This is a genomic window from Syntrophorhabdus sp., from assembly GCA_012719415.1.
Classification (GTDB): Bacteria; Desulfobacterota; Syntrophorhabdia; order Syntrophorhabdales; family Syntrophorhabdaceae; genus Delta-02.
Genome location: JAAYAK010000069.1, coordinates 1 through 14,694, shown reverse-complemented (window position 1 = coordinate 14,694; position 14,694 = coordinate 1). Strand labels below are relative to the sequence as shown.

Sequence of the window (14,694 nt, the reverse complement as noted above, 5' to 3'; positions counted from 1 at the left end):
GACGCGAAGTTCAAGACCTTCGGCTGCGCGAGCGCCATCGCCTCCGCGTCCGCTCTGACGGAGATACTCAAGGGAAAGACCATCGAGGAAGCAATGAAGATAACCAACCAGGACATCGCCGACTACCTGGGCGGGCTTCCCCAGGAAAAGATGCATTGCTCCGTGCTCGGTCAGGAGGCCCTTGAAAAAGCGATCGAGAACTACCGCGGCATATCGCACAAAAGACCGGAAGAAGAGATCGTCTGTGCCTGCTTCGGCGTCACCGACGGGGAGATCGAGCGGGCGATCAGACAAAACCACCTCACGTCCGTCGAGGAGGTAACATACTACACGAAGGCCGGGGGTGGGTGCGAGAACTGCCATGACAAGATCCAGGCCATACTTGACCGCGTTCTCGCGGCCAAGAGATCCGAAAAGGAGCCGGAGGGAAGACCACGGCTTTCCAACATCCAGAAGATCCGCATGATCGAGGAAACCATCGAACGCGAGATCCGCCCTTCGCTGCAGCATGACGGCGGCGATATTGACCTCATCGACGTCATCGGGAACAGGGTCCTCGTGGCAACAAGGGGAGCATGTGCAACGTGCCAGGCATCTCAGATAACGCTGAAGAGCTTCGTCGAGTGGAAACTGAAAGAGTTCGTCTCGCCCGACCTTGTTGTTGAGGAGGTGGCAAAATGAGGACGGTCTACCTTGACAACAACGCGACAACGATGGTGTCCCGGGAGGTCCTTGACGAAATGCTCCCCTTTTTCCATGATCGGTACGGGAACCCCTCGAGCATGCACTCCTTCGGCGGCCAGGTGGCCCGCGAACTCTCCCAGGCCCGTGCCAGGGTTGCCTCGCTCCTCGGGGTTGACCCGGAGGAGATCATCTTCACGAGCTGCGGCACGGAAAGTGATAACACGGCGATCATGTCGACCCTGCTCGTAAACCCGGGGAAGACGCACATCGTCACGAGCAGGGTCGAACATCCGGCGATCAAGGTCCTGTGCGAGCATCTTGCCCAGAAAGGGTACCGCGTGACAATGGTCGGTGTGGACAGCGATGGAAGGCTCGATATGGACGAATACGAGGCAAGCCTGACGCCGGACACGGCGATCGCGAGCATCATGTGGGCCAATAATGAAACGGGTGTGGTCTTTCCCGTGGAGGAAGCGGCACGCCTGGCCCGCGAGCGGGGGATCGTCTTCCATACCGACGCAGTCCAGGCCGTGGGAAAGATACCCATTGACATGAAAGACAATGCGATCGACATGCTTTCTCTTTCGGGTCATAAACTGCATGCGCCGAAAGGCGTCGGCGTCCTGTACGTACGGAAAGGGACAAAGTTCTCCCCCTTTCTCATCGGCGGCCACCAGGAAAAGGGACGCCGCGGTGGCACGGAGAACGTCCCCGGGATCATCGGGCTCGGAAAGGCCTGCGAACTTGCCGGCGCCAACATGGAGAAGGAGAACACGTACGTGAGAAACCTGCGCGACCTGCTGGAGAGCGGGCTTCTCACCGCAATCGCACAAAGCCGGGTGAACGGCGTCCAGGATGAGCGTCTTCCCAACACGACGAATATCAGCTTCGAGTTCGTCGAAGGTGAAAGCATCCTCCTGCTCATGGACCAGTTCGGCATATGCGCCTCCTCGGGCTCCGCCTGCACCTCCGGTTCACTCCAGCCTTCTCATGTCCTGCGGGCCATGGGCGTTCCCTACACGATGGCCCACGGATCCATACGATTCAGCCTCAGCGTCTACAATACTGAAGAGGATATAGACCTCGTCATAAAGGAACTGCCTCCGATAATCGAAAAGCTCAGGGTCCTTTCACCCTACTGGGCGACACAGCAGGGCGCCTGCACAACGGTCTAAGGAGAGAGACATGCAAGAGGGAGAAAATTCAAAGGACCGCTGCAGGGAAGAGATAACCGCGACCCAGAACCATCGCTCACGGCTGCCTTTCCTCGTCGACAGGATAGTGGCACAGTACGACAAAAAGGGCCGTCTCCATCACGTCGGCCCCGAGCCGATACCTTCACGACGGGCCATCATCGATATCATACGCAAGACCATCCCCATCCTTTTCCCGGGTTTCTTTGCCGAGAAACGACTGGACGAGATCAACCACCGGTATTATCTGGGAGAGCAGGTGACAGAGCTCTTCGATGCGATCGCGACACAGATACAGCACGCGATACGCCACGACTGCATCCGGTTCAACCGGCCCTGCGTTCATTGCGAGGACCTCAGCCAGGAGATAACCCTGAGGTTCATCGAAAACATTCCCGAACTGCAGGAGACGCTCTCGAAAGACGTTCGCGCCGCCTTTGAAGGCGACCCGGCCTCACGGCATTTTGACGAGATCATATTCTGCTATCCCGGTCTCTTCGCGGTTGCCGTCTATCGCGTCGCCCACTGGATGCACACGAACCAGGTGCCCCTCATCCCGCGGATCATGACGGAATACGCGCACAGTCTGACGGGCATCGACATACATCCCGGTGTCGTCATCGGTGAAAGCTTTTTCATGGACCACGGCACCGGCATCGTCATCGGGGAAACGACCACCATCGGCGACAGGGTGCGTCTCTACCAGGGTGTCACCCTCGGCGCGCTTTCACTCAGCAAGGATGAATGCCCTCTTCTCAGGGACACGAAGCGCCATCCCACAATAGAGGATGACGTCATCATCTATGCCAACGCAACCATCCTGGGAGGACAGACGGTCATAGGCGCCCGCTCGACCATCGGCGGGAACGTATGGCTCACCGAATCCGTTCCACCCGACACGTCCGTCTTCCTCAAAAAGCCCGAGCTGGTGATGAAGAACAAGTGAAGACCGTTTTAAGTTTTAGGTTTTAGGTTTTAGGTATCTCAGGTCGGAAGACCATAAGGAGGTTTCTCTACTGTGAAGGTTCCGATCTCATCGGACCGTCCGGAGGTTTGAGCCGGCCTGAGATGACTGTAAGGGTTCCGGTCCTACCGGAAACCGTCCGTCTTTGTCTTTAACCTGAAACCTGAAACTTGAGACCTGAAACGGTCTTTCTATTCTTCTTCCTCGTTCATGCTCCCCGTTCTGTAGCCGTGGAGGTCGAGGGCGATGTAGGTGAAGCCTGTGCGCATCAGCTCGGCAGCTATCTCGTCGCGGTACTCGAGGATGACGGGGAAATCCTTCTCATCGGTCTCGATGCGGGCCGTGCTGCCGTGATGCCTGACCCGGACCCGTGATACCCCGAGGGATCTCACGAATGCCTCGGAACGTTCGATGTCTTCGAGCATTTTTCTCGTTATCGCCGTCCCGTAAGGGATCCTCGAGGACAGGCACGCCTCGGAAGGCTTGTCGCAGGTCGCGAGCCCCAGTGCCCGGGAAAGCTCCCGTATGTCGTTCTTTGTGAATCCTCCGTCGAGAAGAGGGCTCACGACATTGAATTCCAGACACGCCCTCCGCCCCGGGCGAAAATCCTTTTCGTCGTCCGCATTGGATCCCTCGAGGAGAAAGGAATACCCTTCCCGTCGAGCGATCTCCCGGACTACCTTGAATAGACGGGCCTTGCAGTGATAGCACCGGTCACGCCCGTTGGCCACAAAGCTTTCATCCTCCATCTCCGTGGACTCAAAGAGGATCACGCGGGCCCCCAGGGCGGCGGCGCATTCCTTTGCCCCGTCACTCTCCGATCGCGCGTGTATGGGAGACACACCGGTCAGCGCCAGGACATTCCCGCATCCCAGTTCATCGATGCTCACCTTCAGCAGCAACGTGCTGTCCACACCACCCGAGAAGGTGACGGCAACCCGTCCCATGGACCTGATAGAATTCTTCAGGTCCTCGTATTTTCTCCTGAGCTCCTCTCCCACCATCATACACCGCTCTTCTGCGTCTGCCCTCCAGGCGCCTGTGCCCGCAATGCCTGCCGGTCAGGGGCCGCCGGGGAGTCCCTGGAAGAGTTCCGTCGAAAGGTACCGTTCTCCCGAATCAGGCAGAATAACAACGATGGTCCTGCCGGCGTTCGCGGGCTCCCTGGCCAGTTTGACCGCAACGTGCGCCGCGGCACCGCACGATATCCCGCTCAGGATCCCCTCCTCGCGCGCCAGGCGTCTCGCCATTTCCATCGCCTCATCGTTGCTGACAGTCTCGATGCGGTCGACAAGGGAAAGGTCAAGCACCTTCGGAACGAAACCGGCGCCTATTCCCTGGATCTTGTGCGGGCCCGGCTTCAACTGTTCCCCGGTCCTCGTCTGGGTAAGGACAGGGGAGTGGATCGGCTCCACGGCAACGGAGACGATCTTCTTCCCCTTCGTGAGCTTGAAATACCTGCTTATCCCTGTGATCGTACCGCCCGTTCCGACACCGGAAACGAGGATGTCCATCTCCCCGTCCGTATCGTTCCAGAGCTCGACGGCCGTCGTCGCTTCATGTATGGCCGGATTTGCGGGGTTCTCGAACTGCTGGGGAAGGAAATACCGTGAAACGTCGCCGGCGGCGATCTCCTCCGCCTTCGCAATGGCCCCCTTCATGCCGCTGGCCCCTTCCGTAAGGATGATATTTGCCCCGAGGGCCCTGAGCACCTTGCGTCTTTCCAGGGACATCGTCTCCGGCATGGTAAGGGTCAGACTGTATCCGCGGGCAGCGGCTACGAAGGCAAGGGCTATGCCCGTGTTGCCCGACGTGGGCTCGATCATCTCCAACCCCGGTTTGAGCCTTCCCGTCTTCTCGGCGTCCCAGACCATCGCGGCACCGACCCGGCATTTCACCGAGTAGGCCGGGTTGCGCCCCTCCACCTTCGCGAGCACCGTGGCCTTCGCACCTGCCGTCACCCTGTTCAGCCTGACGAGCGGCGTTCTGCCTATTGAGAACGAGTTGTCCTCGAATATTCCTGCCATGGGCGGCCTCCTTATCTGGTCTCCCCGGGCGCCATCAGGGATTGGCGATCCCGACAGGGACCCGGGCATCAGCAATGTATGCGCGATCTCGCGATTATCCGGTCCACAGGGCGCGTTACATAGTACTCCATGAGGCGTTCGTTGAAATCCCTCTCGACATGTTTCCCAAGACATTCCCCCCGCATGAAGGGGATAAAGGGACAACTCCATCCCGTCAGGTCCGCGTGTTCCTGCTTCATTCTCTCCATCACGCGGTCGTAGAGATCGGCGGTCCAGCGTTCGTAGCCTTCGCATTGACCTTCGCCGAGCCTCTCCCAGAAATCGTCCCCGAAGGTGCCGAAGGTAAGCTCCGTTCCGGCAAAACGCTGACAGGGATGGATGGCCCCATCGGCGCAGAACACGACCTGTCTCATTCCGGCAGGACAGGTGAAGTGAGCTCCCGTTATCATCTGCACAACGGCGAACTTCCACTCCCCATCGAACTCGATGCCATGCTTCTCCGTTGCCAGATCCATCCTTCTTATAGCCTCGAACCTCTCCTCTTCCGACAGCTCCAGCTTTCTCTCGTCCGGCGATTGGCCGCAGAATATGTTGGCGGTGATATTCTTGATGCCTATCGCGGCCATTTCATCGACAAACCTTTCGATATTGGAGAAATTGATCTTGCTGAGGGTCGTCAGAACATCACATTCCACGCCGGTGGCAATGATCCGTTCCAGGTTGCCGACAACCCTGTCAAAGGTCCCTTTTCCGGCGCGGTCCAGTCTTCGCTGATCGTTGTCCTCCCTGACACCGTCGAGGCTCACTTTGAAGCTCAGCCGGGATCTGTTCCTCATTATCCAGTCGTATGTGGTCCGGTTGATGCTGAAGGCATTCGTGAATATCTTGAACGTGGTGTCGATCCCGTACTCCTCCGACATGGCAACCGCCCGGTCGTGGACCTGGCTCACGGTCTCGAAATTCAGCAGAGGCTCGTAGCCGAGAAAGGATATGAGCAACGCGGGAATCCCTCTTTTCTTCAGGTAAGGGAAAAGGCCCGTGAGGACCCTGCCGGCAAACTCGGCTGTCATGTGGCCGCTCCTGAAATCGTAGAAGCTGTGATAGCAACCCTTGCAGGCCAGGTTGCATGTGGCCGAAACGAGAAAGGTCACCCTGGATATCCTGGCAACCTCGTTCCTGCGCCGTGCCGTGGCGACGTACTCCGCGAACATGTCCCGCTCACTCCTGTCCCCCTCCACCAGGAAGTGTTTGTCGTAGAGCTCTTTTATCAGGACCCCGGACTCTTGTCGGCATATTTCCGACATTCCAGTCGCCGCTGTCTCAGCCGGGATGGGTCTCTCGAAAAGCTCAAGGACGCCGGCGATCTCGCTCCCATATGATGTCAAGTTGCCATGCAGTTTGCTGTATACCCTTACCTCGCCACCGTTCAATTGCCTTACCACCAGAAAGGGCGACTTCTTCAAAATAATGTCGGGCGGTATCTCTGTGGGATTCATGTCTATTTCTCTCGTCTCAGGCACAGTTCGTCGGGAACTTGTGGCCGCACCTCTCCCGCAGAACTCTTTTCCTATCATTCTGACAGGTTGAATATGAAATCACTCTCCGTCTCTGTCAAGATACACCAGATCACAGGGAATACTCAAGTATCACGGTGAAATACCGGCCTTGTGCATCCGAGGCCGTTTCCGGTGAAGACAATTCCTGACCGTGGAACATTGTTGTTTTAATAAGGAACTCAATCTGCTAGAATCCTGACAACAAGATTCATGCAAGCGGGGTGATGGCGTGGAAGGATTCAAGGATTGGCTGAAACCCGAGGTGATATGGTTTCTCGTCGGCCTCGTGCTGATGTTGCTGGAATTCGTCCTGCCCGGTTTCGTTGTCTTTTTCTTCGGCGTCGGCGCATGGATCGTAGCGCTCATCTGCCTCTTTACGGATATATCCGTCAATGTTCAACTCATCATCTTCCTCGTGGCCTCGGTCCTGCTTCTTGCGTCATTGAGAAAATGGATGCGAGGTGTCTTTGTCGGCTATAAGAAATATGGCCGTACGGACGATGATAACATGTCGCCATTCACGGGGGAGAAGGCCGTGGTGACACGGAGGATCGACCCCGTCATGGGAGGCAAGGTGGAGCTTCACGGAACAAGCTGGAATGCCGAAACCGACGGGGACGAGCCGGTTGAGGAGGGAGTTGCAGTGGAAATTACCGGCAAGGATGGCCTGACACTGAAGGTCAAGAAATATCCTGTAAAGGGAGGGGATGTCTTATGAACTTTTTTACCATTATTATTCTTGGCCTCATTGTCATCGTTGTTGTAGCCTTTTCCAAGACCATCCGCATCGTTCCGCAGAAGGTCGCCTTCATTGTCGAGCGTCTCGGCAAATACAGTGCGACACTGGACGCCGGCCTTCACATCCTGATACCCTTTATCGATAAGGTCGCATACAAACATACGCTGAAGGAGCAGGCCATCGACGTCGCCTCCCAGACATGCATCACCCGGGATAACATCGCCGTTGAGGTGGACGGCATCCTGTACCTCCAGGTGATTGACCCCCAGAAGGCATCTTACGGGATCAACAACTATCAGTTCGCCGCAATGCAGCTCGCCCAGACAACCATGAGGAGCGTTATTGGAAAGCTTGAACTGGACAGGACCTTCGAAGAACGGGAAACAATCAACACCACTATCGTGGAGGCCGTCGACAAGGCATCGGACCCTTGGGGTGTGAAGGTGACTCGGTACGAGATAAAGAATATCGTACCTCCGCAGAGCATCAAGGACGCCATGGAAAAGCAGATGCGGGCTGAGAGGGAAAAGAGAGCCGTCATCGCAGAATCGGAAGGGGACAAACAGGCGAAGATCAATCGTGCCGAGGGTGTCAAACAGGAGATGATCGCCACTTCCGAAGGCGAGAAGCAGAAACGGATCAATGAGGCGGAAGGTCGCGCGGCAGAGATCGTACGCGTTGCCACCGCGACCGCCAACGGCCTTCGCGAGATCGCCCTTGCCATCAACGAACAGGGCGGTATAAACGCCGTCAACCTGCGAATCGCCGAACAATACATTAATGAGTTCGGCAAACTCGCAAGAACAAACAACACCCTGATCCTCCCGGCAAACCTCGCCGACCTTGCAGGCCTCGTATCGACGGTGACGACAATACTGAAAGACCAGACCAAGGACGCAGGGGTGAGGTCTCAGGGAGTAGAGAAGAGATAGACGGCAGCTAAGCCTCGAAAACCAGCGTGATACACGGAACCGCCGGAACCCTTCGTCGTGTTGAACTCTCAAGCGGTTCAAGCAATTCAAGCGGCTCAAGCTGTCTTTTTATTTGACCCGCCCGCCCCATTAGTGATACTTTTTTTTACCGAACCATTTGTCAGGAAAAGATCAGGAGGACATATGAAAGTGAGCATCCTTGCAACACTCGCCATCGTTCTGGCACTCGTATGGTGCGGCGGCGCACAAGCCGCGGAACCGAACATGAAGGACGGTCTCTGGGAGATCACGACAAAGGTGGAAATGAAGGGCATGCCCGCCAACATTCCTCCGTCCGTCACAAAACAATGCCTCACGAAGAAGGACAGCGTGCCCGGGCAGAACAAGGAGAAGAACCCGAACTGCAAGATCATCGACCAGAAGGTGAGTGGCAACACGGTGACATGGGCCATGGTCTGCAACGAAAAGGACGGCACCGTGGAGAGCAAGGGAAGCATCACATACAAGGGCGATGCCTTTGACGGGACAACAACGACACTCATCAAGAACAAGGGCATGCAGGCCCAGCAGGTTTTGACCAAAATGAGCGGCAAACGCCTCGGGCCCTGCGACAAGAAATAGGAAAGAACGCGAGGAAAAAGGCTGTGAAGATCAAGATAAGAAAGAGCAGGAAGACAACGATCAACGAAGTGGACTTCAACAACCTGGAGTTCGGTGTCCACTTCTCCGATCACATGTATTATGTGGACTTCGCGGACGGACACTGGGGTGAGCCTCGCATCGAGCCTTACGGCGCGATGAAGATGTACCCGGCCCTCTCGACGCTGCACTATGGGCAGGCCGTTTTCGAAGGCCTCAAGGCGTTTCTCGGAGTGGACGGCAAGGTCCGTCTCTTCAGGCCGGACAAGAACCATGAAAGGTACAATGTGTCCTGCGAACGCCTGTGCATCCCCACCCTCCCCTATGAGGTGTTCTTCGAGGGGATGAAAAAGCTCGTGGAGATCGACAGGGCGTGGATACCTGTCAAGCGGGGCTGCTCCCTCTATGTCCGTCCCTTCGTCTTCGCGACGGACAACTTCCTTGGCGTCAGGGTGTCTCACACGTACCGCTTCATGATCATCACCTCTCCCGTCGGCGCCTATTACAAGGAGGGGTTGAACCCTGTGAAGCTCATCACTTCCGGCGAGTATGTCCGGGCCGTGAAAGGCGGCCTCGGCGCCGTCAAGACGCCGGCAAACTATGCAGCCTCGCTCTATCCCGGGGAGATGGCCAAAAAGAAAGGGTTCACCCAGGTACTGTGGCTCGACGGCATCGAGAACCGGTGCATCGAGGAGGTGGGAACCATGAACATCATGTTCGTCATAGACGGCACCGTCGTCACTCCACCTCTTGAGGGCTCCATCCTGCCCGGGGTCACGCGCAACTCCGTCATCGCTCTGGCCAGGCACTGGGGCATCCCCGTGGAAGAGAGAAGGATCACCATCGACGAGGTCATGTCGGAGGCAAAGAACGGGCGCCTTCAGGAGGTCTTCGGAACCGGGACCGCCGCCGTCATCTCACCTGTCGGCTGGATCCGGCACGACGAGGATACGGTAACGATCCACAGCGGTGAGATCGGCCCAATCTCTCAAAGACTGTACGACGAGATCACGGGCATGCAATATGGAGAAAAGGACGATCCCTTCGGCTGGTGTGTTGTTATCTGACAATGATCACTGTTCATTAGACACCCTCCGGACCTCCCGAGCGGGAGCGGAGGGTGTTTTCGTCTGACGGCGAGGTCGATTGCTCGAAACGGTCACACTCTGTTTTTTTGCGGCCTTGGCCGGTTTCATTGATTCCATAGCCGGCGGTGGTGGGCTCATCCAGCTGCCGGCACTCTTCATCGTCCTGCCCCATCTGCCCATCGCCACACTCCTCGGCACGAACAAACTGGCCGCCATATCCGGAACGTCCGTCGCGACCCTTCAGTATGCCCGCCATGTCCGCATAGACTGGAAGGCAACCCTCCCGGCAACCGCGGCGGCCCTCATCGCTTCCTTTCTCGGCGCGAGAACGGTGACTCTCGTGAACCCCGGGGTGATGCGTCCCCTCATCCTCTTCATGCTCATCGCCATAGCCCTCTACACCTTTCTCCGAAGAGACTTCGGCTCCATACACGCACCACGTCTCGACCAGGCGAAGAGTCTCGCCGTCAGCATCACAACGGGTGCTCTCATCGGCTTCTACGACGGCTTCTTCGGCCCCGGTACGGGAAGCTTTCTCATATTCGTCTTCATCGGCATCTTCGGCTTCAACTTTCTCTCCGCCTCCGCATCATCGAAGGTGGTGAACTTTGCCACGAACATCTCCGCCGTTCTCTACTTCGCCGCCACCGGGAACATAATCTACACCACGGCCATACTCATGGGCCTCGCCAACATCCTCGGGGCGGTCGTAGGCTCCCGCCTCGCCATCCTCAAGGGCAACCGCTTCGTAAGGATCTTCTTCCTCGTCGTCGTCGTGTGCCTGATAGCAAAGCTGGGATACGATATGCTTCTCAAGTGAAGGAGGGGCGAAAGAGTTTGCCTCTCGCCCGTTCCTCACTTCGTTCGTCTCTCAAGCCCGCGGAGATCGCAGAGAAAAGATCCGGCCGGCTTTGCATCCCGTCTGCGACGGGAGGCAAAAGAAGAGGATCCTTTTCAGGTGGGACTGATGGGGAGGGGATGGGAGTCTTGAGGGAGTGAGGGAGTATGGGGGGTCTGGAGGATGATTATAGGACCTATGGGGACATATAGGACCTATGACGACAGGGGGGATAACTCCTTCAGGATAAAAACACTATTTCTTTCTCTCCCGCCGGAACGGCGGGACGAGAAGGCCGCCGGATCTTGGGAGGCTCCGAGATCCGGCGGCAGTCTTTTCTCTCTTTTGGTCTCTCTCTGCGTCCTCTGTGAGCTTGAGAGAGGAGCGTCAAGCGACGAACGGGCGAGAGATAACGCCCTTGAGTTTTCCCGCCGCTCCCCGATGCGTCTACGTGTATTTCTTCTTCATCTGCGCCAGTTTGTGGAAGTGTTTGCGTTCTTCCTGTATGATCCTGTCGATCGCGGCGTAGTGCTTTTCGTCGACGAACTGTTTTGCCTCATGGTAGTAGAGGATCGAATCGGCCTCGCGTCCCATGGCAAAGTGGAGCGCCGAAGCTGCGTCGAGACCGTCCGACATTGCCTCGCCACGGGCATCCTTTGTGAATACCGCCTTGCCGTCGACATAGTCCCGCAAATAAGCCCCGTACTCGCCGCTGAAACTCTCGGCCTGGGGGTTCGTCTCGATGCCCGAGAGCATTTCCTGAAAGATCCTTTTGTGCCGGATCTCTTCGTCGGCAAGATAGTTGAAAAGGTCTCTCACTTCCTTGTCCGTGGCGTTGAGAGCCGCCTTGTGGTAGAACATCTCGCCGTCTTCCTCGATCCGGACAGCGAATTGAAGTATGTCGCCTGTGCTGAAGATATTCATGGTGCCCTCCTTTTTCGGTCGTGCTGTAGATACCTCCACCCGTCCCGGAAAGAAACAGTGAAGGTTGGAACCGGAGATACTATTATATAGTGTCCGGAAGCCCCGTTGGCAACCCCTTTTGGTTAACGGGGAGTGCTTTTCCTGCTCTCGGCGGCCGCGCCCATCGTCCTCAAGGAGAATCCCGTGGAGGTATCGTAGCAAGCAAAGCTGGCGTATGTCGCGAGGTCACCCGTATTGAGGTATCTCTTTCCCGAGGGACCATCTCCGATCTCAAGGACGTCGGGTATATGAGAATGGCCGAGGATCACCACGTCGTAACCCTCCGAGAGCTTCCGTCTCGCCCGTGACCTGAAGATATCCCTCACGACCTCGCTGTATTTCTTGTTCCTGTGGGAGAGAAGGGGGCGCACAAGGGTGACGACACGCCAGGTCAGCGCGGGACCGAGAAGGTCCATGATCCGGTAGAAGAAGGGCCGCTTCAGAAGACGGACAAGGGAAAGACGGGCAAAGCCGTCGCCGTGCGCGAGAAAGACCCTTTTCCCGTCTATGTCGAGACTCATCTCCACCGCGCAGACGGCCCCCGTGTAGTCCTCAAAATACCTGCCCATGGCGAATTCATGGTTCCCTTCCAGGAACAGGACACGCTTGCCGCGGTCGACGAGACCCTTGAGGCTGTCGGCTATTGCACGGTACCAGGGGTATATGTACCCGTCGTACCCGTGATAGAAGTCAAAGAGATCGCCGAGTACGACGACCATGTCGGCATCTTCACAGTAATCGGATATGAACCGCAGCGTGAGGGCCGCCCTGTCGACGCTCGTGCGGGTGATATGAACATCGGAGAAGAAGATGATCTTCACGGCAGGCCTCTAACCTCCGGTCGCCAGGTATTCCCTGAGGGCATCCATCCAGCCGCGCATCCTGATGCCCGTCGAGCCTTCGAGCTTTGTGAGGTCGAAGACCGAAAACGCGGGCCGCGCGGCCTTCCTTCCCAGCTCGTCCGATGAGATGGGACTCGCCTCGACGTCCATGTTCAGGATGGAAAAGATCGCCCTTGCGAATTCGAACCAGGTGCATGAGCCGCTGTTCGAAACATGATAGATCCCGCTGAGTCCTTTCTCGATGATGGAAATGATCGGCGCGGCGAGGTCCCTGGCCCAGGTCGGAGATCCCCTCTGGTCGTCGACGACACGCACTTTGCCGTGCTGCCGCCCCAGCCCGGTTATCGTGTCGACAAAGCTCTTTCCGCCCTTGCCGTAGAGCCACTGGGTCCTCAGCACGGCGGCGCCGGGAAGCCTCTCGAGGACCATTCTCTCTCCGGCGAGCTTCGTGCGGCCATAGACGGAAGCAGGCGCCGGCTCGTCATCCTCGCTGTAGGGAGAACCCTTCGTGCCATCGAAGACATAGTCGGTGCTCATGTGAACAAGCCGAGTGCCGGCAGCAGCGCAGAGTTCCGCCACGGTCCCGGCCCCGTCCGCGTTCACCTGCCGGGCCAGCTCCTGACTGTCCTCGCACCCATCCACGTCCGTCATGGCGGCAAGGTTCAGCACCACGTCGGGCCGATGCAGATCCATGAGGTCCCTGCCTCTCGAAACGCTGGTGATGTCCCATTCATCGATGTCATAGACGGCGAGATCGAAACGCTCGCCGAGATAGGGAAGGATGTTGACCGCCAGTAATCCCTTGCCGCCCGATATGAGGACCTTCATCGGTTCCCGTACATCTTTTCGTAGTAATCGAGATATGCCCCGGTCTTGATCCTCTCCCACCATCCCCTGTTATTCACGTACCACTCGACGGTGCCCCGCATGCCCTCGGAGAAATCCACCGACGGCCTGTAGCCCAGCCGCTCGGTGATCTTCCCCGAATCGATGGCATAGCGGCGGTCGTGCCCCGGCCTGTCCTTCACGTACCGGATGAGCGACCGGGGCTTGCCCAGTATGTCGAGGACGAGCTCGACGATCCCGATGTTCGTCCGCTCGTTCGAGGCGCCGATATTGTATACGTTCCCCTCCTCACCCTTATGGACAACGAGATCGATGGCCGCGCAGTGGTCCTTGACATGGATCCAGTCGCGGACGTTGAGGCCGTCGCCGTAGACGGGCAGATCCTTGTCCGCGAGGGCGTTCGTTATGATGAGGGGGATGAGCTTTTCCGGGAACTGGTAGGGCCCGTAGTTGTTGGAGCACCTCGTGATGACGACGGGCATGCCGTAGGTCTTGAAATAGGCCATGGCGAGTATGTCCGCCGCCGTCTTGGAGGCCGAATAGGGGCTGTTCGGGGACAGAGGGGTGTCCTCGCGGAATGCCCCCGAGTCGCCGAGGGACCCGTAGACCTCGTCCGTCGATATCTGGACGAAGCGACCGACCCCCTTCTTCCGTGCCAGCTCGAGGAGGTTGAAGGTGCCGTTCACGTTCGTCCTGATGAAGGCGTCGGGGTCCATGATGCTCCTGTCGACGTGGGATTCCGCGGCGAAGTTGACGACGATGTCGATGGACCTTTCGAAGACGGCCTCGACATCGCCCATGGATGCGATGTCCCCCCGCACGAAGGTGTACTTTCCGTCCGAGGCGATGTCCTCGAGGTTCTCCAGGTTGCCCGCGTAGGTCAATTTATCGAGATTGACGATGTTGTAATCGTGTCGTTCCAGCATGTGGCGGACGAAGTTGGTCCCGATGAAGCCGCAGCCGCCGGTGACGAGGATCGTTTCAGCCATCTTTTCTCTCCCAGGTGTAGGGTATGTCGTTCTCGTGGGGGTCGATCCTGAACTCGTCGGGCTCCCCGTAATTGTAGACCATGGTGGGGGCGTTTATGATGATGGCCTCCTCGAGGCTTACGCACTTCCACCCGTGGTAGACCATGCGCGGCACCCTGACCAGCCGGGGGCTATGGTCGCCCACGAAGAGCTCGCTCACCTCTCCCCGGGTGGGCGACCCCTCGCGGTCATCGTAGAGGACAAGCTTTATCATCCCTTTCACGCAGGCGATGAGGTCGTCCTGCTTCCCGTGGTAGTGCCACGCCTTCACCACCTGGGGATATGTGGTCGTCATGTAGACCTGGCCGAAGCGCGTGAAGATCTCGTCGTCACTGCGGAGGATCTCCATGAGCCT

16 protein-coding genes are annotated in these 14,694 nt (G+C 57.6%); 8 read left to right on the top strand and 8 right to left on the bottom strand.

Annotated features, from left to right (window positions below; translation table 11 throughout):
- The 3 genes from nifU to GXX82_04250 form a co-directional block, all read left to right on the top strand.
- Positions 1–681: Fe-S cluster assembly protein NifU (gene nifU, locus GXX82_04260; protein ID NLT22241.1), on the top strand; the 681-nt coding region annotated here is incomplete at its 5' end.
- Complete coding sequence (nifS, locus tag GXX82_04255; GenBank protein NLT22240.1) at positions 678–1,859, top strand: cysteine desulfurase NifS; 1,182 nt, start codon at positions 678–680, stop codon at positions 1,857–1,859. The genes nifU and nifS, both read left to right, overlap by 4 nt.
- 10 nt (positions 1,860–1,869) lie before the next feature.
- On the top strand, positions 1,870–2,823 hold the full coding sequence (locus tag GXX82_04250; protein ID NLT22239.1) for a serine acetyltransferase: 954 nt from the start codon (positions 1,870–1,872) through the stop codon (positions 2,821–2,823).
- Positions 2,824–3,032: 209 nt separating this feature from the next.
- Here the strand turns inward: GXX82_04250 and larE are convergent, their stop codons facing one another.
- From larE to GXX82_04235, 3 genes are all read right to left on the bottom strand, one after another.
- Complete coding sequence (gene larE, locus GXX82_04245) at positions 3,033–3,845, bottom strand: ATP-dependent sacrificial sulfur transferase LarE (GenBank protein NLT22238.1); 813 nt, start codon at positions 3,843–3,845, stop codon at positions 3,033–3,035.
- Between the two features lie 57 nt (positions 3,846–3,902).
- The gene (cysK, locus tag GXX82_04240) at positions 3,903–4,868 is read right to left on the bottom strand and encodes a cysteine synthase A (protein NLT22237.1); all 966 of its coding nucleotides are present in this window, start codon (positions 4,866–4,868) and stop codon (positions 3,903–3,905) included.
- A gap of 68 nt (positions 4,869–4,936) precedes the next feature.
- Positions 4,937–6,364 (bottom strand): radical SAM protein, encoded by a 1,428-nt coding sequence (locus GXX82_04235; protein NLT22236.1) that lies wholly within the window; start codon positions 6,362–6,364, stop codon positions 4,937–4,939.
- A 289-nt stretch (positions 6,365–6,653) separates the two neighbouring features.
- Here GXX82_04235 and GXX82_04230 point away from each other — a divergent pair, with 289 nt between their 5' ends.
- The 5 genes from GXX82_04230 to GXX82_04210 all read left to right on the top strand — a co-directional run bounded on the left by GXX82_04230 (position 6,654) and on the right by GXX82_04210 (position 10,642).
- Positions 6,654–7,142, top strand: a complete 489-nt coding sequence (locus tag GXX82_04230) for an NfeD family protein (GenBank protein ID NLT22235.1) — start codon at positions 6,654–6,656, stop codon at positions 7,140–7,142.
- A complete protein-coding gene (locus tag GXX82_04225) occupies positions 7,139–8,095 on the top strand; it encodes a paraslipin (protein NLT22234.1) in 957 nt (318 codons plus the stop codon). Before GXX82_04230 ends, GXX82_04225 begins: the two co-directional genes overlap by 4 nt.
- A 183-nt stretch (positions 8,096–8,278) precedes the next feature.
- On the top strand, positions 8,279–8,716 hold the full coding sequence (locus GXX82_04220) for a DUF3617 domain-containing protein (protein NLT22233.1): 438 nt from the start codon (positions 8,279–8,281) through the stop codon (positions 8,714–8,716).
- 23 nt (positions 8,717–8,739) lie between these two features.
- Entirely contained in the window at positions 8,740–9,801 is a 1,062-nt protein-coding gene (locus GXX82_04215) for a branched-chain amino acid aminotransferase (GenBank protein ID NLT22232.1), read from the top strand.
- A 79-nt stretch (positions 9,802–9,880) separates the two neighbouring features.
- A complete protein-coding gene (locus GXX82_04210) occupies positions 9,881–10,642 on the top strand; it encodes a TSUP family transporter (protein NLT22231.1) in 762 nt (253 codons plus the stop codon).
- 465 nt (positions 10,643–11,107) lie between these two features.
- Here the strand turns inward: GXX82_04210 and GXX82_04205 are convergent, their stop codons facing one another.
- The 5 genes from GXX82_04205 to GXX82_04185 form a co-directional block, all read right to left on the bottom strand.
- Complete coding sequence (locus GXX82_04205) at positions 11,108–11,584, bottom strand: ferritin family protein (GenBank protein NLT22230.1); 477 nt, start codon at positions 11,582–11,584, stop codon at positions 11,108–11,110.
- Positions 11,585–11,706: 122 nt separating this feature from the next.
- Entirely contained in the window at positions 11,707–12,444 is a 738-nt protein-coding gene (locus GXX82_04200) for a UDP-2,3-diacylglucosamine diphosphatase (GenBank protein ID NLT22229.1), read from the bottom strand.
- Between the two features lie 9 nt (positions 12,445–12,453).
- A complete protein-coding gene (gene rfbD, locus GXX82_04195) occupies positions 12,454–13,293 on the bottom strand; it encodes a dTDP-4-dehydrorhamnose reductase (protein ID NLT22228.1) in 840 nt (279 codons plus the stop codon).
- The gene (rfbB, locus tag GXX82_04190; GenBank protein NLT22227.1) at positions 13,290–14,300 is read right to left on the bottom strand and encodes a dTDP-glucose 4,6-dehydratase; all 1,011 of its coding nucleotides are present in this window, start codon (positions 14,298–14,300) and stop codon (positions 13,290–13,292) included. Before rfbB ends, rfbD begins: the two co-directional genes overlap by 4 nt.
- Positions 14,293–14,694 (bottom strand): dTDP-4-dehydrorhamnose 3,5-epimerase (locus GXX82_04185; GenBank protein ID NLT22226.1); only part of this gene is annotated, 402 nt, incomplete at its 5' end. The genes GXX82_04185 and rfbB, both read right to left, overlap by 8 nt.